This is a genomic window from Mesoflavibacter sp. (genome assembly GCF_964226795.1).
In the GTDB taxonomy this organism is placed as follows: Bacteria; Bacteroidota; Bacteroidia; order Flavobacteriales; family Flavobacteriaceae; genus Mesoflavibacter; species Mesoflavibacter zeaxanthinifaciens.
Genome location: NZ_CAXQQP010000006.1, coordinates 283,909 through 304,230 on the forward strand (window position 1 = coordinate 283,909; position 20,322 = coordinate 304,230).

The window sequence follows — 20,322 nt, forward strand, 5'->3', positions numbered from 1 at the left end:
GTTATTGTTGTTTATAAGCTATACCTTTTTGTTTTTTAGATTCGCCAACATAAGAATATTCAAAGGTATAAGTAGAATCTGTTGTGGTTAATATCTTTAAATGAATGTCTTTTTGCTCTGCCATACTCTTTGGATTTATAGTTTTAAAAATAACTTCGCAATTATTAATCCATCGCAAAGAAGAACTATCGGTTTTACCTTCGTAAGTTTCTACTTGTAGCGTATCATTTCTAAAAAATGTAGACTTATACAGTTTATCATTAATGGTTACTTCACTTGTAAATTTACCTGTTTTAAAATCTTTACAATTTCTTTCAACCTGATAACAACTAAATAGACTTAATGTTAAAAGCAAAAGGATAAAATGTTTCATAAAAAAAATATTTACTACAAAATTACAAAACTAGCTTATTAAAATCGTATAATATTTCACCTACTTATAACTTTCGTATTTGAAAATTTTGTGGACTTAGTTACGAATTCTCAAAATTTTGAAAACTACCATCTTTATAAAAAATCACAATACGATCAATTTCTTTTTTTGAATTTTGTTCAATTCGTGAAATTGAAGTCGAATTTGTTTCTTGAGTTTTCTCTTCAACTTCAGAAAATAAATTTTGTGATTCTGGTCGAGTAGGAATTTCAGATTTAATTTCTGTTGAATTTTTTTCAGCAGGAAAATTTCCTTTGCCATTTAACAACCAATACAATTCTACTTCAGGATAAGAGGATAGGACTTTTAAAACAAATTCTAAACTTGGTTTATTTCTACCAGATAGTATGTGCGAAATACTTGAGCGTTGCACACCGATTTTTTCAGCAAAAGAAGAGCCACTTTCACCGTAATAATCTATGACTTTTTGAAGTCTTTTAGCAAATTCTGTATTGTTTATCATAGTGATACAAATGTAAACAAAGCAGTTCAAATTTCAATGTTACAATTGTAAAAAAATAGTTAATTATGTAAATATTATTGCTTATTTACAGTTAAAATATTTAAACTTAAACTTTAAATAAACTACATAAATAACTGATAGAGAGTTATTAATATGTGTTTTTTATTTAATATAGCTTTCAACTACTTTCTTAATTAAAAAAGCCTTTAAGATTGATTGCAGGTGTTTACAAACGTAAATTACAATTGTAAATTATGTTGTTTACATTTGTAAAATTTAGTTTGTTTACATTTGTAACGTATAAAATTTAATATGACAATTACAGACTTAAACACTAGACATAAACAAGATAAAGAACACACTTTATTTGGGCGTTATATTTCATTAAATGATATAGTTCCTTTAATAGATAAATTACCTTCAAATTTTATAACTGAAATTATTGGACGTTCTGTATTAGATCAAAAGATCTATGCTATAACTATTGGTAATGGACCAAAAAAAATACTAATGTGGTCGCAAATGCATGGTAACGAGTCTACAACCACCAAAGCAATTTTTGACTTATTAAACAGCTTTAAAAACAATTATTTTGATGATATATTAAAATGCTGTACTATTAAAATAATACCCATGCTTAATCCTGATGGAGCTAAAGCTTATACTAGACTAAATGCTAATAATGTAGATTTAAATAGAGACGCTCAGGATTTATCTCAACCAGAAAGTAAAGTATTATTAGATTGTTATAATGCTTTTAAGCCTGACTTTTGTTTTAATTTGCATGGGCAACGTACCATATTTAGTGCAGGTAAAACAAATAATGTTGCAACATTGTCTTTTTTATCTCCAGCAGTAAACACAGAAAGAGATATTAATAACACAAGAGCTATAGCTATGCAGATTATAGCCTCAATTAATAGTTTTATGCAAACCGAGTTACCTAATCAAATTGGTCGTTATGATGACGGTTTTAATGCTAATTGTGTTGGTGATAGCTTTCAAATGAAACAAACTCCAACAATTTTATATGAAGCTGGACATTACAAAGATGACTATAATAGGGAAGAAGTAAGACGATTCACATATCAAGCTATAATAGCAGGGTTATTAAGTATAACTAAGGAAGATGTGAAAGGTGACAATTATAAGGCTTATTTTGATATACCAGAAAATCAAAAACTATTTTATGATGTTATTATAAAAGACGCATTAATAGACGGAGAAATTAAAGATGTAGCAATTCAATTTCAAGAAAAATTGATTGATAATAAGCTGAATTTTATTCCTAAAGTTGAGAAAATTTTTAAAAATGATTCTTTTTTTGCTCATAAATGGATTGAAGCCAATAATTTAGAGGTAAGGACAGTAAATAAGGAACAGTTATATGAAGGTTACGAAAACGATTTCGTTTTTGTGAATAATGTGAAAAAATCATTAAAACACTAAAAATCTTTGTTTAAAATACAGAATAATCAAAGATTTTGTACTATTTTTGCCTAAAATCTATTAATTCAATAAAATGGCAAAGTTTAAATTAGACGAAATTGATCATCAAATTCTTGACATGTTAATCGATAACACAAGAGTTCCTTTTACAGATATCGCTAAAAAATTATTAATCTCTGCTGGTACAGTCCATGTACGAGTAAAAAAGATGGAAGATGCAGGTATTATTAAAGGGTCTTCTTTAACTTTAGATTATAAAAAATTAGGATATTCTTTTATTGCTTACGTAGGAGTTTTTTTACAAAACACATCTCAAACTACTTTTGTTTTAGAGCGTATAAACGAAATACCTTTTGTTACTGTTGCACATATTACTACAGGAAAATTTAATGTATTCTGTAAAATTAGAGCAAAAAATACAGAACACGCAAAAGATGTAATTTTTATGCTAGATGATATTGAAGGTGTTTATAGAACAGAAACAATGATATCTATGGAAGAAAGTATTAATGATAAAAAGCGTTTAATGCACAGTATTTTTAATGAGCTTTAAGCTTTTTTCATTTTTAAAATATTAAAAACGCTTCAGGTATAATTATCTGAAGCGTTTTTTTTTATTCTTCCTCATCAATTAAAACGATATCATTACTTAGTGTTGTGTCTTTATTAAAATCCATCACAACATGTCCGTCGCTATTAGTTGTAAAATCTAAATTGCTATCAAAATTTGTCATAGTGTAGTGTAGTTTACTACTAACTTTTACAAGATAAATAGCATCTTTTGTTTTTACTTCAATAGCTTCAATACTGTGGTTGTGATGATCATCAAACTTGATAATATCATCATCTCCATAACCATCAGGAAATTTTTCTGTAAGTAATTGTAATACTTCAGGCGTTAATTTTTTGTAATCGACAATAACTTTTTTCATACCTAATAATTTAAAAATTAAGAGGTTAGTGTAGTCATGTAAAAAGTAAAGTATTTAAAATTACAATTTATTTTAATATAAAGGTGTTAATTATTATAAAATTCAAAAGATTTGATAACCAGATCATTAGGTGCTTCTTGATTAATTTTACAGGTTCCTATATTTTCTAAAAACACAAATTTAATTTTACCATTTTCATTTTTCTTGTCATGTTTCATAAGCCTTATAATTCCTTCAAAGTCTTTTGGGTCAATTTTAGGTTGACCAAATGTTTTAATTAAAAATGACTTAATTTTTTCGACAGAATTAATGTCTAATCCAAGTATTTTGTGTGATAAATAACTTTCTAAAATCATTCCTATAGCTATCGCTTCACCATGTAATAACGCTTTATCTACTTGGTTTAAGTAGTAAGATTCTATAGCATGACCAAGTGTATGGCCAAAATTTAAAGTTTTTCTTAGGTTTTGCTCTGTTGGGTCTTTTTCAACAATTTCTTTTTTAACATTAATAGAGTCATAAATTAACCAATCTAAATCTTCAAGTGTTAAGTTAGATAAGTTTTGTAAATCACTATAATGCTTTGGGTTATTTATTAGTCCATGTTTAATCATTTCAGCTAATCCAGAACGCAAATCGCGTTGTGGTAAACTGTTTAAAAATGAGGTGTCAATTAAAACCATAACAGGTGTTTTTATTATACCTATTTGGTTTTTTAAAGCCCCTAAATCTACACCATTTTTGCCTCCAATAGACGCATCTACCATAGATAATAGGGTAGTGGGTATATTTATAAAATCAATACCACGTTGGTAGCAACATGCAACAAAACCACCTAAATCTGTAACAACGCCACCACCTAAATTAATCATTAAACTTTTTCTGTCTGCTCCAAGTTCGCTTAAAGCTTTCCATAAACTACTACAAGTATCTAAGTTTTTATGCTGTTCTCCAGGCTCAATCTCTAAAACCTCAATTCTAATATCTGTATTTATATTGGCTAAAAGTTGTGATGAGCAATGTTTATTAGTATTACTATCGGTTAAGATGAAAATTGAAGAGTAATTTTTATTATTTATTTGTTGGTTAAGATTATCATAAGATTTTTGATTAAAATAAATAGTGTAATCTTGTGTTTGGATAGCTGTCATATTGTGTAAAATGAAGTGTAAAAATAAGGAGTTTTTTAAATAATTTCTATTATAGTTCATTTATATTTGCACATAATTTTTTTGATAATGGTCGATAAAAAACTTTTTGAAAATACAGAGATAGCTTTTAAACTTAAAAGTGATTCTCAACTAGATCGTGCTTATTTTTTATTTAAAATGATAGCTAACGAACCGTTAGTTAGAATTGGTACAGCAGCAACAAACTTTGCTTTAAAAGCTCATTTACCTATCGAAGGTCTTATTAGAGCAACTGTTTTTGATCATTTTTGTGGTGGAGTAAGTGAAGAAGATTGTTTGGATGTTATAGATAAGATGTATGAAGCTAAAGTGAGCTCTGTTTTGGATTACTCTGTAGAAGGAAAAGAAATAGAATCTCATTTTGATGATGCAGCTCAAAAAATCATTAAAATAATTCGATTTTGTGAAGAAAGAGAAGCAATGCCAATAGTTGTATTTAAACCTACTGGTTTTGGTCGTTTTTACTTATTTCAGAAAAAAGGAGAAGGAAAACCATTTACAGAAGAAGAACAAAAAGAATGGGATAGAATAGTACAACGTTATCATGACGTCTGTAGTCTAGCAAAACAGAAAGATGTAGAAGTTTTAATAGATGGTGAAGAAAGTTGGATGCAAGATGCTGCAGATGAGTTAGCTGAAGAAATGATGAAAGCTTACAATACAGATGTTCCTATAGTTTATAATACTTTACAAACTTATCGTCATGATAGATTGGAGTTTTTAAAAGCTTCTAATAAAAGAGCAAAAGAGCAAGGATTTAAGCTTGGTTATAAAATTGTAAGAGGCGCTTACATGGAGAAAGAAAGAGAACGTGCAGAAGAAAAAGGCTACGAAAGTCCTATTTGTAAAGATAAGGCAACTACAGATGCTAATTTTAATGACTGCTTAACTTATATTTTACATCATATTGATGATATTTCAGTTTTCATAGGAACACACAATGAAATTAGTAATTACATTGCTATGGAACTTATGGAGACTTTAAATATTGATAAAAAAGATAATCGTGTATGGTTTGGACAGCTTTACGGTATGAGCGATAATATTAGTTTTAATTTAGCAGCAAAAGGATATAATGTTGCTAAATACTTACCTTTTGGACCTGTTAAAGATGTTATGCCTTATTTGATTAGAAGAGCAGAAGAAAACACATCTGTTGCAGGACAAACCAGCAGGGAATTAACATTAATTAAAAAAGAAAGACAAAGAAGAAAAAATGCTTAATCTTCAATCTTTATTGATTGCAAAGTGACAGTTTTTTTACAATTTTTTACAGTAAGGATAATAGTTTTATTATCCTTTTCTTTTTCAATATGATAGATGCCGCAAGGTTCTTTTCTTGGTTCGCTTTTAGAGAAAACAACATCACCTTCTTTTAGTATGTTTTTTATGGTAGTAGTATCAATTTCTTTATTCTGCAGTAAAATTTGACTATCTGCTGAGTATTTTAAGACTTTATTATTTATATCCTTTAATACTCTAGATTCTGGACCATAATCGTATTGGCAAGACGTTTTACTTCCGTTTAAAAAAAAAGCTAATAATACTAATCCGATAGCAAAACCACCAAGGTAATATCCTAATCTGTGAATAAATTTCATGAAGTTTAAAATTTGAGTAAAATTCGTAAAATGATTTCACTTAAATAATAAATTCTAAAAGTATTTTTAGAAAATAAGAAGGTTAATATCGCTATGTTTTAAATCAAACCATTCACCAACTGCACGACTAGTTAAAATTCCATGATAAAAGTAAAGACCGTTTTTTAAGCCTTTATCAAATCTAATGGCATGTTCAAGACCGCCATCATCTGCTATTTTTAATAAATAAGGTGTAAATATATTACTGATAGAAGCAGAAGCTGTTCTAGAATATCTTGCAGGAATATTAGGGACACAATAATGAATAACATCGTGTTTTCTAAATGTTGGCTTGTTATGAGATGTAATTTCGCTGGTTTCAAAACATCCTCCCATATCAATACTAACATCTATAATTACGGAGCCTTTTTTCATGTTTTCAACCATTGCTTCTGTAACTATAATAGGAGATCTATCTTTTCCTCTTACAGCACCAATTACAACATCGCATCTCTTTAAAGCTTTACTTAAATATTTAGGCTGAATAGTAGACGTATATATTGTACGATTTAAGTTAGTTTGTAAGCAACGTAGTTTTGTTATAGAATTATCAAATACTTTTACATTAGCTCCTAATCCTATGGCGCTTCTTGCTGCAAATTCGCCAACAGTTCCTGCACCTAGTATAACAACTTCTGTTGGAGGAACACCGCTAATATTGCCAAACATTAGACCATTACCTTGACTAGAGCTACTTAATAGTTCTGATGCTATAAGCACAGATGCTGTACCAGCAATTTCGCTTAAAGCTCTAACAGCAGGGTAAGCACCTACATCATCTTTTATAAATTCAAAAGCTAGTGCTGTTATGCGTTTTGCTGCTAGTTTTTCAAAATATTTTTTAGTTTGAGTCTTTATTTGTAGTGCAGAGATAAGAGTAGCTTGAGGGTTTATTAGATCTAATTCTTCTAGAGTTGGTGGTTCAACTTTTAGAATCATAGGGCAACTATAAACTTTAGCTGTATCTTTTGTGATTTCGGCACCAGCTTCACTATAATCTTTATCAGAAAAATTAGCGCCAAGACCAGCTTCAGATTCTATAAGAACTCTGTGTCCATTATTAACTATAGCAGAAACAGCATCTGGAGTTAAGCATACACGTTTTTCTTGAAAAGCAGTTTCTTTTGGTATACCGATAAAAAGTTCGCTTTTATGCTTATAAATTTCTAAAGTTTCTTCTTGAGGGATAAGTTGTGCTTTAGAAAACGGCGTTATGGATTTAGACATTGATAAGTCAGTTTTTAAATATGAAACAAATTACGAAATAAATTGTAATTGCTAAACATTAAAAATACTGCTTAATTTTTCCCCAAAGTGATTTTGGTTTAAAAGTTAATTCATCCTCTAATTCTTGTATTGATTTATTAACAGAATTTATTTTATGAAATATTCTAGCTCTTATTAAGTAAATTGAAGGAATAACAATAGCCATAGCTATAATCAGGTATTTAAATTGATTGCTATCAACATATTGTAAGTCTTCATTTATAACATTAATAAGTTGAAATATATACATTATAATAGGAATTATTAGGGCATGATACCACCAGTGTCTACAGGTGAAAAACCATATTATTAATAAATAAAGCGGAATAAACTTCCCCATTATTGTCCAAACTCCAGCTAGAGCACTTCCGTAATATTTGCTATCATAAGTAAATAAAAAAGTGTCCCAGATTTTTCTATCTGGAACACTCTCGTAAGAATAAAAAAGATACGGTGTAATAGCAATCATTGTTGCTACAATTGTACCTAATATAAAACTTTTATTATCCGTGAGTTGGAACTTTGATTTTACTCCTGTCGATTTCTGTTGTTTGTTGTTCATTTAAATCAATAAGATTTGTCGCTTGTGCAGTGAATAAAACGCCACCAAAAATTGCTAAGGCAATTACATACTTTTTAGTTTTCATAATGTTAGGGATTTAATTAATTAATACCGCTAAAGTATGTTGAAAACTAATATGATTTCAAGCTAAATGTTAAAATAATGTTAAAAAATATATTTTTCCAATTTTTTGCTGTGGTTAAAACCGCAAACGCACCAAAAATACATTTTTTTGTTAAAAAAAGAAGAGATTTTTTATTTAGTGTTAGACAATTTAATTTGTCTAGAACTATTGTTAGTGGTTGTAAAACTCAAAACTGTATACTCTTCTTGCAACATTGATTTTAATAAGTCAGGCCATTCTACAAAAACATACTTATCACTATATATGTATGTTTCTATTCCAAAATTATAAAGTTCTTCTTCTTCGTTTACGCGATATAAATCAAAATGATAAATAATATTATCATTTGTTTCATATTCGTTTACTAAAGAAAAAGTAGGGCTGCTTACAGTATCTTGACTTCCTAGTTGCTTTACAAGTTTTTTAATTAGAGTGGTTTTTCCTGAACCCATTTCGCCTTCAAAAAGAATGATTTTGGATTTAGCATTTTTTAAAACAAAATTAGAAGCCTCTTCTAGTTGATCTAATGTATATGTAAAATTCACTATTATTTTTTTTGCAAAATTAGCTTATTTAGGATTTAGTACAACAAAAGGAATAATCATTTCTTCTAAAGATACACCACCATGTTGATAAGTGTTTCTATAATGACTAACATAGTGATTGTAATTATTAGGGTAAGCAAAAAACAAATCACTTTTAGCAAAAATGAAAGAGCTACTCATCGTAATAGAAGGTAAGTGTATTGTTTTAGGATCTTTAGCTACTAAAACATCTTTTTCTTCATAACTTAAACTTCGTCCTGTTTTGTATCGTAAATTTAAGCTGGTGTCACGATCTCCAATTACTTTTGAAGGATGTTTAACATTTATAGTACCATGATCTGTTGTAATTATTAATTTAAAACCAAGTTGTTGTGCTTGTTGAATCATCTCTAATAAAGGTGAATTTTTAAACCAACTTTGAGTTAAGGATCTATATGCTTTGTCATTAGAGGCTAGTTCTTTTACAACCTCCATATCTGTCTTTGCATGAGATAGCATGTCTACAAAATTATAAACAACAACAGTTAAATCGTTATCTTTAAGACCTTTAAAATTGTCTGCTAATTGTTTACCGCTTTTAAGGTTTGTAATTTTATAAAACTCATGTTTTAAATGTGTTAAGCCTAATCTTTTGATTTGAGCTTCTAAAAAATCTGCTTCGTATAGGTTTTTTCCTCCTTCATCTGTATCATTCTTCCAAAGATTTGGATGAAGTTTTTCCATATCGGCTGGCATTAATCCAGAGAAAATAGCATTTCTAGCATATTGTGTAGCGGTTGGTAATATGCTATAAAACGCTTCTTCATTTTCCTTTTTATAATGATTAGCTACAGTTGGCTCAAAAGATTTCCATTGGTCATACCTTAAATTATCTACTACAATAAGTAATGTAGGTTGTTCTTTACTAAGTTCTGGAGCAATTTTTTCTCTAAAAAGCGTATGAGATAATATTGGCGGATCTGTATTAGGTTGAAACCAAGTAGGGTAATTTTTATCTATAAACTTACCAAATTGAATGTTGGCTTCGTTTTTTTGAGATTCTAATATTTCAAACATACTTGGGTCTTCGATATTTTCTAGTTGAATTTCCCAATAAATCAGTTTTTGATATAACGAAACCCAATCTTCATAACTATTAACCATAGCAAGATCCATAGCTATTTTTCTAAATTCTTGTTGATAATTTGAAGTTGTTTTTTCGCTAACCAATCTTGAATGATCAAGATTTTTCTTTAGACTTAACAGTATTTGATTAGGATTTACAGGCTTTATTAAATAATCGGCTATTTTATTACCAATAGCTTCTTCCATAATATATTCTTCTTCACTTTTGGTAATCATTACAACAGGAATGGTGTCTTTTATTTCTTTAATTTCATTTAAAGTCTCAAGTCCTGTTAGTCCTGGCATATTTTCATCTAAAAAGACAATGTCAAAATTCTTTTCATTTAAAATTTCTAATGCTTCTGTACCGCTATTACAAGTTGCAACATTGTAGTTTTTTTGTTCTAAAAATATGATGTGTGGTTTAAGTAAATCAATTTCGTCGTCTACCCAAAGAATATTTATATTGTTCATGTATATTTGTTATCTAATTATAATGTAAAGATTTATTTTGAGAAAAATAAACAAACTTAAAATATTAAACGATCCAATTTACGGATTTATTACTATACCAAACTCGACAATTTTTGATTTAATAGAGCATAAATATTTTCAAAGGTTGCGACGTATTTCGCAAATGGGTTTGTCATATTTGGTATATCCTGGTGCGCACCATACAAGATTTCATCATGCTATTGGCTGTATGCATTTAATGCAAAAAGCGGTGCAAGTACTTCGTTTTAAAGGTGTTAAAATCTCTAAAGAAGAAGAGGAAGCGCTTTATATAGCTATTTTGTTACATGATATTGGTCATGGTCCATTTTCTCATGCAATGGAACACAGCATAGTAAATGGTGTATCTCATGAAGAAATTTCTGTGCTTTTTATGCAAAAGTTAAACGAAGAATTTAACGGCGATTTAACACTAGCAATAAAGATTTTTAAAGGCGATTATCATCGTAAGTTTATGCTTCAGTTAATATCTAGCCAAATAGATATGGACCGTGCAGACTATTTAAAACGAGATAGTTTTTACACAGGTGTTTCTGAAGGAAATATAAATAGCGAACGTATAATAACAATGCTTAATGTAAAAGATGATGAGCTAGTTATTGAACATAAAGGTATTTATAGTGTCGAAAAATTTTTAGTAGCAAGACGTCTTATGTATTGGCAAGTCTATTTACATAAAACAAGTTTAGTAGCAGAACAGCTTGTAATAAGAGTTTTAAAAAGAGCAAAAGAACTAAGTAGACAAGGCGTAAAATTAGAAGCTAGTAAACCATTACAGTTTTTCTTGAAAAATGAAATAACTATAAACGAATTTGATGATAATTGCTTAGATACTTTTGCAAAATTAGATGATTATGATATCATTTCTGCAATGAAATCTTGGCAGCATCATGAAGATTTTGTGTTGAGTAATCTATGTGAAATGATAATTGATAGACAACTACTTAAAGTTAAAATAAAGAAGAAACCAATAAAAGAAGACATTTTATCTACTCACTTAAAGTCTTTAATGGATAAATATAATATTACAGAAGATGAAGCGAAGTATTTTGTGTTTAAAGGAGAAATAAGTAATCAGGCATATACAAGAAGTAAGCAGAATATAAAGATTCTTTATAAGTCAGGAAAAGTTGATGATGTAGTCAAAGCTTCTGACCAATTAAATTTAAAAGCGCTATCAAAAAAGGTAACAAAACATTATATATGTTATCCAAAGCAGAAACTTTAATTCATTTTTTCTATTTTTGCCAATAATGAAATTTACAGCAGAACAAATAGCTGGTATTTTAGAAGGTGTCGTAGAGGGAAATCCTCAAGTAGAAGTTTCTAAATTATCAAAAATAGAAGAAGGGGAAGAAGGTGCATTAACCTTTTTAGCAAACCCTAAATACACACATTATATATATACTACAAAAGCATCAATTGCTATTGTAAACAATACATTTATACCAGAACAAGACATTAGTTGTACACTAATAAAAGTAGAAGACGCTTATAAAGCATTTTCTAAATTATTAGAATACTACAATCAAGTAAAGCTTAATAAATCAGGAGTAGAGCAACCTTCTTATATTTCAGATAATGTAAAGCAAGGAGATAATATTTACATAGGGGCATTTACTTATATAGGTAATAATGTAACCTTAGGTAATAATGTAAAAATTTTTCCTAGTAGTTACATAGGAGACAATGTAACTATAGGAGACGATACGGTTGTTTTTTCTGGAGCAAAAGTATATTCAGAATCGATAATAGGTAAAAACTGTGTGATTAATTCTGGAGCCATAATTGGCGCAGATGGTTTTGGTTTTGCACCAGATGAAAACGGAGAATATTCTAAAGTACCGCAAATAGGTAACGTTATTTTAGAAGATTTTGTAGACATAGGAGCAGCAACAACAATAGATAGAGCGACTTTAGGATCTACAATTATAAGAAGAGGCGTAAAGTTAGATAACCAAATACAAATAGCTCACAACGTAGAAATAGGAAAAAACACTGTAATAGCAGCCCAAACAGGTGTTGCTGGTTCTACTAAAATTGGCGAAAATTGCCAAATTGGTGGTCAAGTTGGTATTGTAGGACATATTACCATTGGTAATAATGTAAAAATACAAGCACAATCTGGTATAGGTAGAAATGTAAAAGACAATGAAGTATTACAAGGTTCTCCAGCATTATCTTACGGTGATTTTAATAAATCGTATGTATATTTTAAAAACTTACCAAAAATAGTTAAAACTGTAAACGACTTAGAAAAAAACAATAATGGCAATAATTAATACAGACGTCAAACAAAAAACCATTAAAAGTGAAATATCTCTTACAGGTGTTGGTTTACACACAGGTAAAGATGTAACATTAACCTTTAAGCCAGCGCCAGAAAATGCTGGTTTTGCTTTTAAACGTATAGACTTAGAAGGCGCTCCAGTAATTGAAGCAGACGCTAACTATGTTACTAATACACAACGCGGTACTTGTTTAGAAAAAAATGGAGTAACAATCCAGACATGTGAGCATGTTTTAGCGGCATTAGTAGGAATGGGTATTGATAATGCTTTATTAGAATTAGATAATTCTGAACCACCAATAATGGACGGTTCGTCTAAGTTTTTTGTAGAAGCTATAGAAAAAGCTGGTATTGTAGAACAAGAAGCAACAAGAGAAGTATTTGAAGTTACAGACGTTATTTCTTATACAGATGAAGAAACAGGTAGCGAAATTTTAGTTATGCCAGCTTCAGATTACAAGGTTACAACAATGGTAGATTTTGGAACTAAAGTTTTAGGAACTCAAAATGCTACTTTAGATAAAATGGCAGATTTTAAAGATCATATTTCTTGTTCAAGGACTTTTAGCTTTTTACACGAATTAGAATCTTTATTAGAACACGGTTTAATTAAAGGTGGCGATCTAAACAATGCAATTGTTTATGTAGATAAAGAAATATCACCTAACACTATAGAAAAACTTAAAGTAGCATTTAACAAAGATACTATAGCAGTTAAACCAAATGGTATTTTAGATAACTTAACCTTACATCATCCAAATGAAGCAGCCAGACATAAATTATTAGATGTTATTGGTGACTTAGCTTTAATAGGAACACATATCAAAGGTAAAGTAATAGCTAATAAACCAGGACATTTTGTAAACACACAATTTGCAAAAAAAATGTCCAAATTAATTAAAAACGAAAGACGTAACAACGTTCCAAAAGTTGATTTAAACCAAACACCTTTAATGGATGTTAATCAAATTATGGATATGTTACCACATAGACAGCCATTTTTATTATTAGATAAAGTTTTTGAACTTACAGATCAATATGTAATAGGAGCAAAAAATGTAACCATGAATGAAGACTTCTTTAGAGGTCACTTTCCTGGTGCGCCAGTAATGCCTGGTGTTTTAATAGTAGAAGCTATGGCGCAAACCGGCGGTATTTTAGTATTAAGTACCGTACCAGATCCTGAAAATTATTTAACATTTTTCATGAAAATGGATAACGTTAAATTCAAACAAAAAGTAATGCCAGGTGATACTTTAATCTTCAAATGCGAATTAATCACACCAATACGTCGTGGTATTTGTCATATGCAAGGTTACGCTTATGCAAACGGTAAATTATGTGCAGAAGCCGAATTAATGGCGCAAATAACTAAAGTTAAAAACGACTAAAAAATGAATCAACCATTAGCATACGTTCATCCTGGAGCGAAAATTGCAAAAAATGTAGTTATAGAACCATTTGCTACTATCCATAATAATGTTACAATTGGAGAAGGCACATGGATAGGTAGTAACGTAACCATCATGGAAGGTGCTAGAATAGGAAAAAACTGTAACATTTTTCCTGGTGCAGTAATTTCTGCAGTACCACAAGATTTAAAATATAACGACGAAGACACATTAACCATTATAGGTGATAATGTAACCATTAGAGAATGTGTTACTATTAATAGAGGTACAACAGATAAAATGAAAACTGTTGTTGGAGATAATTGTTTAATTATGGCTTATTGCCACATAGCACACGACTGTACTGTTGGTAACAACTGTATATTCTCTAATAATAGCACCTTAGCAGGACATATAACAATTGGTGATTATGTTGTTTTAGCAGGTATGACAGCAGTACACCAATTCTGTTCAATTGGTAATCATGCTTTTGTAACAGGTGGATCTTTAGTTCGTAAAGATGTTCCGCCTTTTGTTAAAGCAGCAAGAGAGCCTCTATCTTACGTAGGTATAAATTCTGTTGGTTTAAGACGACGTGGTTTTACAACCGAAAAAATTAGAGAAATTCAAGATATTTTCAGAATTCTTTATCAAAAAAATTATAATAACTCTCAAGCAGCTGCAATTATTGAAGCTGAAATGGAAGCAACTCCAGAACGAGACGAAATCCTTCAATTTATCAAAAATTCTCATCGTGGAATTATGAAAGGATATTTTACATCAAATTAAAAATTCAAATTAAAAGTAAATAATGGCAACAACATCAGATATTAGAAACGGTTTATGTATTAGATATAACAATGATATATATAAAATCATTGAATTTTTACATGTAAAACCTGGTAAAGGTCCTGCATTTGTTAGAACAAAATTAAAAAGTGTAACTACAGGTAAAGTATTAGATAATACATTTTCTGCAGGTCATAAATTAGACGATGTGAGAGTAGAAACTCATAAATTTCAATTCTTATATAATGATGGAGAATTCTATCATTTTATGAATGAAGAAGATTATACACAAATTAGACTTTTAGAATCTGCTTTAGATAGACCAGATTTAATGAAAGAAGGAGAAGTGGTTACTATTCAGATAAACTCTGAAGATAATATGCCACTTTCTGTAGATATGCCTGCTACAGTAATTTTAGAAGTAACAGCAACAGAACCTGGAGTTAAAGGTAATACAGCAACAAATGCTACAAAACCTGCAACTGTAGAAACTGGTGCAACTGTAAATGTACCTTTATTTATAAATGAAGGTGATAAAATTAAGGTTGAAACAGAAAAAGGAACCTATAAAGAAAGAGTTAAAGAATAATTTAACTCTTTTGTTTTTTTAAAATGAAATTCCCAAAACCTCATACACTTCAGCAAATAGCGCAACTAATTAATTGCGAGTTTGTTGGCAATGAAAACTTTGAAGTTTTAGGCATGAATGAAATTCATGTTGTAGAACCTGGAGATATCGTATTTGTAGATCATCCAAAATATTACGACAAAGCTTTAAATAGCGCAGCAACAATAATTCTTATTAATAAAGAAGTAGATTGTCCAGAAGGAAAAGCTTTATTAATTAGTGATGATCCTTTTAGAGATTTCAATAAGCTAACTAATCATTTTAAACCATTTACACCTTCAAGTTCTGCAATTTCAGATACTGCTAAAATTGGAAAAAACACCATAATTCAACCAAATTGTTTTATAGGAAATAACGTGAGTATTGGTGATAATTGTGTCATTCATTCTAACGTAAGTATTTATGATGACACGATTATTGGTGACAATGTTACTATTCATGCTGGTTGTGTATTAGGAGCAAGTGCTTTTTACTATAAGAACAGACCAGAAGGTTTTGATCAATTAAAATCAGGCGGACGCGTTATCATTAAAGATAATGTAGATATTGGAGCTATGTGTAGCATCGATCGAGGTGTTACTGGAGATACTACTATTGGTGAAGGATCTAAACTGGATAACCAAATTCAAGTTGGTCATGATACTGTAATTGGTAAAAAATGCTTAATAGCTTCTCAAACAGGCATAGCAGGTTGTTGTATTATTGAAGATGAAGTCACGCTTTGGGGACAAGTTGGTACAACTAGTGGTATAACTATTGGTAAAAAAGCAAATGTTTTAGGGCAAACAGGTGTGACAAAATCTATTGCAGGCGGAAAATCTTATTTTGGTACGCCAATAGAAGAATCTAGAGAGAAACTGAAAGATTTAGCGTATGTCAAAAAAATTCCTGAAATTTTAAAACAATTAAAAGAAAAGTAATGACAGCAAAAGAGGTTGTAAAATCATTTTATAGTTTAGACTTAGCTAAAGATAACGAAGCTATAAAGTTTATTCATAAAGATTGCTTATTACATTGGAATAGTAGTAAAGGCTACATGTGTTCTGATTATAAAATGATTAAAGAGCGAATAGAAACCTTAAAAAAAGCATTTCATTCGTTTAATTACAAGCTTAGTCATTTGTTAGAGGATAATAATACAGTAACAGCAAGATATACCATTTATGTAACTTCAATTGAAAAACCAGAAGATGAAGAACCTTTAGCGCATTTTATTTCAATTTGGGAAGTTAAAAATGGACAACTATATAGAGGACATGAAATAAGTCAGCTAGCAGACGAAAATTCTCAAAATTTAAACTCATTTTCTGAAATTAAAGTTTAAAAATACTTTAGTAATAGCAATCAAAAACTTATTTTTGTTACACGAAATATAAAAACATTTAAAAATTCTTAATAATACAAAACATGAGCGTTTTAGTAAACAAAGATTCAAAAATAATAGTTCAAGGTTTTACAGGTAGCGAAGGTACTTTCCACGCTGGTCAAATGATAGAATACGGTACCAACGTTGTTGGTGGTGTAACACCAGGTAAAGGTGGTCAATCTCACTTAGATAGACCTGTATTTAACACAGTATCAGAAGCTGTAGAAAAAGTAGGAGCAGACACTTCAATAATATTTGTTCCACCAGCATTTGCAGCAGATGCTATTATGGAATCGGCAGACGCTGGTATTAAAGTAATTATTTGTATTACAGAAGGAATTCCTGTAGCAGACATGATTAAAGCTGCAGATTATATTAAAGGTAAAGACTGTCGTTTAGTAGGTCCTAACTGTCCAGGTGTAATTACACCTGGTGAAGCAAAAGTTGGTATCATGCCAGGTTTTGTATTCAAACAAGGAAAAGTAGGTATTGTTTCTAAATCAGGAACATTAACTTACGAAGCAGCAGACCAAGTTGTAAAACAAGGTTTAGGTATTACTACAGCAATTGGTATTGGTGGTGATCCAATTATCGGTACTACAACTAAAGAAGCTGTAGAATTATTAATTAATGATCCAGAAACCGAGTGTGTTGTTATGATTGGTGAAATTGGTGGACAATTAGAAGCAGACGCAGCTAATTGGTATAAAGCTTCAGGAAGTAAAAAACCAATTGTTGGATTTATAGCAGGTGAAACTGCGCCAGCTGGTCGTACAATGGGGCATGCAGGAGCAATTGTTGGTGGATCTGATGATACTGCTCAAGCTAAAAAAGCTATTATGAGAGATTGCGGAATCCACGTGGTAGATTCTCCAGCAGAAATAGGTAAAAAAGTAGCTGAAGTAATGGGATAAGCCCAATAACATAAACTATTTAAAGCCTCATAATTTTATGACAATTATGAGGCTTTTTCTTATCAATAACATTCTAAATAACTATATTTGAAATACTAATTGAAAACAGAATTATAAATGAAACTTTTAGAAAATAAAACAGCTATTATTACAGGTGCTTCAAGAGGAATAGGAAAAGGAATAGCACAAGTCTTTGCTCAAAACGGAGCAAATATAGCATTTACATATAGCTCTTCTGTTGAAGCAGCAAATGAATTAGAAGAAGAGCTAAACGCTTTAGGTGTTAAAGCTAAAGGATATCAAAGTAACGCTGCTAGTTTTGAAGAAGCTCAAAAATTAGCAGAAGATGTGTTAGCTGAATTTGGTAGCATTGATGTGTTAGTAAATAATGCCGGTATTACTAAAGATAACTTGTTAATGCGTATGGGCGAAGAAGATTTTGATAAAGTAATCGAAGTAAATCTTAAATCTGTATTTAACATGACAAAAGCTGTACAACGTACTATGCTTAAACAACGTAAAGGATCTATTATCAATATGAGTTCTGTTGTTGGTGTTAAAGGTAATGCAGGACAAACTAACTATGCAGCAAGTAAAGCTGGTATTATTGGTTTTTCTAAGTCTGTAGCTTTAGAGTTAGGTTCTAGAAACATTAGAAGTAACGTAATTGCACCTGGCTTTATCGAAACTGAAATGACAGGAAAATTAGACGAAAAAACTGTGCAAGGTTGGCGTGATGCTATACCATTAAAACGTGGTGGTACGCCAGAAGATATTGCAAATGCTTGTGTATTTTTAGCTAGTGATATGTCTGCTTACGTAACAGGACAAACGCTTAACGTTGATGGCGGAATGTTAACGTAAATTTTCATCCTAGATTTTTTTTTGAAATACTATTTATCCATAACAAAATAGTACTTCATATATTAAAAGATGTCTACACAAGATATATTATTAATCATATTAGCAGGAATTATAGCGCTACTTTTAGCGCTTTTCCAGTATAAATACAAAACAAAAAGCGCATTAAAAGACAATGCGCTTTTTGTTTTTTTAAGGTTTTTCACCTTTTTTTCTGTGTTTTTGCTTTTAATTAATCCTAAATTTGAACAAAATTCTACATATACAGAAAAACCTAATTTAGTTATTGTAGCTGATAATTCAGCATCTATTTCTCATTTAAAACAAAATGAAAAAGAAGTTGAATTTATAAGTCAACTAAAAGAAAATCAGAATCTTAATAATAAGTTTAATGTTGAATATTTCACTTTTGGAAATCAGTTAAACACATCAGATAGTTTAAATTTTAAAGACCAACAAACCAACCTAAATAAAGTATTTAGAGATTTATCAGAAATCTATAAAAACACTACAGCACCAACATTACTAATTTCTGATGGAAATCAAACAATTGGTAGCGATTATCAGTTCTCTGCTAACAACTACAAACAACCGATTTATCCAATCATACTAGGTGATACCATTACGTATTCAGATTTAAAAATTAGTCAGTTAAATGTCAATAAATATGCGTTTTTAAAAAATAGATTTCCAGTTGAAGCTATTATTGTTTATAACGGAAATGAAACAGTAACCAAAAACTTTACTATTACACAAAATGGTAAAGCGGTATATTCAAAGACAATTACATTTTCAAAAGACAAATCATCACAAATCATTAATACTACTTTACCAGCATCTTCTGTTGGTGTTAAAAGTTATCAAGCTCAAATAGTTCCAATTTCAACTGAAAAAAATAAGATTAATAATTATAAAAATTTTGCTGTTGAAGTTATTGATCAAAAGACAAAAGTTGCAGTTGTTAGCACTGTTTTACATCCAGATTTAGGTGTTATTAAAAAAAGTATTGAAAGTAATGAACAGCGCGAAGTTTTATTTTTAAAACCAAATGAAATTTTAAATCAATTAAATGATTTTCAATTAATTATACTATATCAACCAAACAATTCATTTAAACAGTTATTTGAAGCTTTAGAAAACCAAAATAAAAATAAATGGGTGATTTCTGGAGTAAAAACAGACTTACGATTCTTAAATTCGGTATCTAAAAATTATAACTTAGAAATCACATCTCAAACCGAAGATTATCAAGCTAACCTTAATCAAAATTATAGCAATTTTATTGTAGATGATATCAATTTTGAAAGCTTTCCTCCATTAAAATCTAATTTTGGCGCACCAGATTTTTCTCTGCCTTACCAATCTATTTTAAATAAAACCGTTTCTGGTATTCCAACAAACGAGCCTCTTTTAGCAACTTTTGAAACTAATGGTAGAAGAGAAGCGATTCTTTTTGGAGAAAACCTATGGAAATGGCGTTCTCAAAACTATTTAAATGATCAGTCGTTTGAAGCGTTTGATGCTTTTATTGGTAAAATGGTGCAGTATTTAGCTTCAAATCAACGTAAAAATAGGTTAACAGTCGATTATAATTCATTTTATAACGGTAGTGATAATATTGTTATCAGCGCACAATATTTCAATAAAAACTACGAATTTGATGCAACTGAAAACTTAAATATTTCACTTAATAATAAGGAAACTAATCAAAAAATATCAAGACCATTAATACTAAAAAACAACAGTTATCAAGTTAATTTAAATGGTTTAGACGCTGGAGATTACAGTTTTACAGTTAGTTCTACTACAGATAAATTATCATCGTCAGGTAATTTTAAAATTATACCATTTAATGTAGAGCA

23 protein-coding genes are annotated in these 20,322 nt (G+C 29.8%); 13 read left to right on the forward strand and 10 right to left on the reverse strand.

Annotation, left to right across the window (positions count from 1 at the left end; all coding sequences use genetic code 11):
* Position 1 precedes the first annotated feature (1 nt).
* On the reverse strand, positions 2–373 hold the full coding sequence (locus tag ACEQT4_RS05085; RefSeq protein WP_027878954.1) for a hypothetical protein: 372 nt from the start codon (positions 371–373) through the stop codon (positions 2–4).
* Between the two features lie 100 nt (positions 374–473).
* Entirely contained in the window at positions 474–896 is a 423-nt protein-coding gene (locus ACEQT4_RS05090; RefSeq protein ID WP_027878955.1) for a helix-turn-helix domain-containing protein, read from the reverse strand.
* A gap of 312 nt (positions 897–1,208) precedes the next feature.
* Here ACEQT4_RS05090 and ACEQT4_RS05095 point away from each other — a divergent pair, with 312 nt between their 5' ends.
* Together ACEQT4_RS05095 and ACEQT4_RS05100 are read left to right on the forward strand one after the other, a co-directional pair.
* The gene (locus ACEQT4_RS05095) at positions 1,209–2,345 is read left to right on the forward strand and encodes a M14 family zinc carboxypeptidase (protein WP_370226371.1); all 1,137 of its coding nucleotides are present in this window, start codon (positions 1,209–1,211) and stop codon (positions 2,343–2,345) included.
* 73 nt (positions 2,346–2,418) lie between these two features.
* The gene (locus ACEQT4_RS05100; RefSeq protein WP_027878957.1) at positions 2,419–2,898 is read left to right on the forward strand and encodes an Lrp/AsnC family transcriptional regulator; all 480 of its coding nucleotides are present in this window, start codon (positions 2,419–2,421) and stop codon (positions 2,896–2,898) included.
* Between the two features lie 61 nt (positions 2,899–2,959).
* On the opposite strand, the gene ACEQT4_RS05105 is transcribed toward ACEQT4_RS05100, so the two are convergent.
* Together ACEQT4_RS05105 and aroB are read right to left on the reverse strand one after the other, a co-directional pair.
* Positions 2,960–3,277 (reverse strand): hypothetical protein, encoded by a 318-nt coding sequence (locus ACEQT4_RS05105; protein WP_027878958.1) that lies wholly within the window; start codon positions 3,275–3,277, stop codon positions 2,960–2,962.
* Positions 3,278–3,363: 86 nt separating this feature from the next.
* Positions 3,364–4,428, reverse strand: coding sequence for a 3-dehydroquinate synthase (aroB, locus tag ACEQT4_RS05110; RefSeq protein ID WP_370226373.1), 1,065 nt, complete (start codon positions 4,426–4,428; stop codon positions 3,364–3,366).
* A gap of 87 nt (positions 4,429–4,515) precedes the next feature.
* On the opposite strand from aroB, the gene ACEQT4_RS05115 reads away from it, so the two are divergent.
* On the forward strand, positions 4,516–5,691 hold the full coding sequence (locus tag ACEQT4_RS05115) for a proline dehydrogenase family protein (protein ID WP_370226374.1): 1,176 nt from the start codon (positions 4,516–4,518) through the stop codon (positions 5,689–5,691).
* On the opposite strand, the gene ACEQT4_RS05120 is transcribed toward ACEQT4_RS05115, so the two are convergent.
* From ACEQT4_RS05120 to ACEQT4_RS05145, 6 genes are all read right to left on the reverse strand, one after another.
* Positions 5,688–6,068 (reverse strand): hypothetical protein, encoded by a 381-nt coding sequence (locus tag ACEQT4_RS05120; protein WP_304141459.1) that lies wholly within the window; start codon positions 6,066–6,068, stop codon positions 5,688–5,690. The genes ACEQT4_RS05115 and ACEQT4_RS05120 overlap by 4 nt on opposite strands.
* A 66-nt stretch (positions 6,069–6,134) precedes the next feature.
* Positions 6,135–7,334: an alanine dehydrogenase gene (locus ACEQT4_RS05125; protein WP_027878962.1), complete on the reverse strand. Its 1,200-nt coding sequence runs from the start codon at positions 7,332–7,334 to the stop codon at positions 6,135–6,137.
* A gap of 58 nt (positions 7,335–7,392) precedes the next feature.
* A complete protein-coding gene (locus ACEQT4_RS05130) occupies positions 7,393–7,842 on the reverse strand; it encodes a hypothetical protein (protein ID WP_244906268.1) in 450 nt (149 codons plus the stop codon).
* Positions 7,843–7,876: 34 nt separating this feature from the next.
* Positions 7,877–8,020, reverse strand: a complete 144-nt coding sequence (locus ACEQT4_RS05135) for a hypothetical protein (protein ID WP_181256111.1) — start codon at positions 8,018–8,020, stop codon at positions 7,877–7,879.
* A 170-nt stretch (positions 8,021–8,190) separates the two neighbouring features.
* Positions 8,191–8,604, reverse strand: a complete 414-nt coding sequence (gene tsaE, locus ACEQT4_RS05140; protein ID WP_370226375.1) for a tRNA (adenosine(37)-N6)-threonylcarbamoyltransferase complex ATPase subunit type 1 TsaE — start codon at positions 8,602–8,604, stop codon at positions 8,191–8,193.
* A 24-nt stretch (positions 8,605–8,628) separates the two neighbouring features.
* Positions 8,629–10,182, reverse strand: coding sequence for a response regulator (locus tag ACEQT4_RS05145; RefSeq protein WP_370226377.1), 1,554 nt, complete (start codon positions 10,180–10,182; stop codon positions 8,629–8,631).
* A 37-nt stretch (positions 10,183–10,219) separates the two neighbouring features.
* Between ACEQT4_RS05145 and ACEQT4_RS05150 the strand changes: the two genes are divergently transcribed.
* The 10 genes from ACEQT4_RS05150 to ACEQT4_RS05195 all read left to right on the forward strand — a co-directional run.
* Entirely contained in the window at positions 10,220–11,449 is a 1,230-nt protein-coding gene (locus ACEQT4_RS05150) for an HD domain-containing protein (RefSeq protein WP_370226378.1), read from the forward strand.
* 25 nt (positions 11,450–11,474) lie between these two features.
* Positions 11,475–12,503: a UDP-3-O-(3-hydroxymyristoyl)glucosamine N-acyltransferase gene (gene lpxD / locus ACEQT4_RS05155; RefSeq protein ID WP_370226379.1), complete on the forward strand. Its 1,029-nt coding sequence runs from the start codon at positions 11,475–11,477 to the stop codon at positions 12,501–12,503.
* Positions 12,490–13,902 (forward strand): bifunctional UDP-3-O-[3-hydroxymyristoyl] N-acetylglucosamine deacetylase/3-hydroxyacyl-ACP dehydratase, encoded by a 1,413-nt coding sequence (locus ACEQT4_RS05160; protein ID WP_027878968.1) that lies wholly within the window; start codon positions 12,490–12,492, stop codon positions 13,900–13,902. Before lpxD ends, ACEQT4_RS05160 begins: the two co-directional genes overlap by 14 nt.
* A 3-nt stretch (positions 13,903–13,905) precedes the next feature.
* Positions 13,906–14,691, forward strand: coding sequence for an acyl-ACP--UDP-N-acetylglucosamine O-acyltransferase (gene lpxA / locus ACEQT4_RS05165; protein WP_027878969.1), 786 nt, complete (start codon positions 13,906–13,908; stop codon positions 14,689–14,691).
* 22 nt (positions 14,692–14,713) lie between these two features.
* Positions 14,714–15,280 (forward strand): elongation factor P, encoded by a 567-nt coding sequence (gene efp, locus ACEQT4_RS05170; RefSeq protein ID WP_027878970.1) that lies wholly within the window; start codon positions 14,714–14,716, stop codon positions 15,278–15,280.
* Positions 15,281–15,303: 23 nt separating this feature from the next.
* On the forward strand, positions 15,304–16,239 hold the full coding sequence (locus tag ACEQT4_RS05175) for a UDP-3-O-(3-hydroxymyristoyl)glucosamine N-acyltransferase (protein ID WP_370226381.1): 936 nt from the start codon (positions 15,304–15,306) through the stop codon (positions 16,237–16,239).
* A complete protein-coding gene (locus ACEQT4_RS05180) occupies positions 16,239–16,643 on the forward strand; it encodes a nuclear transport factor 2 family protein (RefSeq protein ID WP_223076771.1) in 405 nt (134 codons plus the stop codon). The genes ACEQT4_RS05175 and ACEQT4_RS05180 overlap by 1 nt, the downstream gene beginning before the upstream one ends.
* Positions 16,644–16,726: 83 nt before the next feature.
* The gene (gene sucD, locus ACEQT4_RS05185; protein WP_106677801.1) at positions 16,727–17,599 is read left to right on the forward strand and encodes a succinate--CoA ligase subunit alpha; all 873 of its coding nucleotides are present in this window, start codon (positions 16,727–16,729) and stop codon (positions 17,597–17,599) included.
* Positions 17,600–17,716: 117 nt separating this feature from the next.
* Entirely contained in the window at positions 17,717–18,463 is a 747-nt protein-coding gene (gene fabG, locus ACEQT4_RS05190; RefSeq protein ID WP_370226382.1) for a 3-oxoacyl-[acyl-carrier-protein] reductase, read from the forward strand.
* Positions 18,464–18,532: 69 nt separating this feature from the next.
* Positions 18,533–20,322, forward strand: a 1,790-nt coding sequence (locus ACEQT4_RS05195; RefSeq protein WP_370226384.1) for a VWA domain-containing protein, incomplete at its 3' end; no start/stop codon positions are given.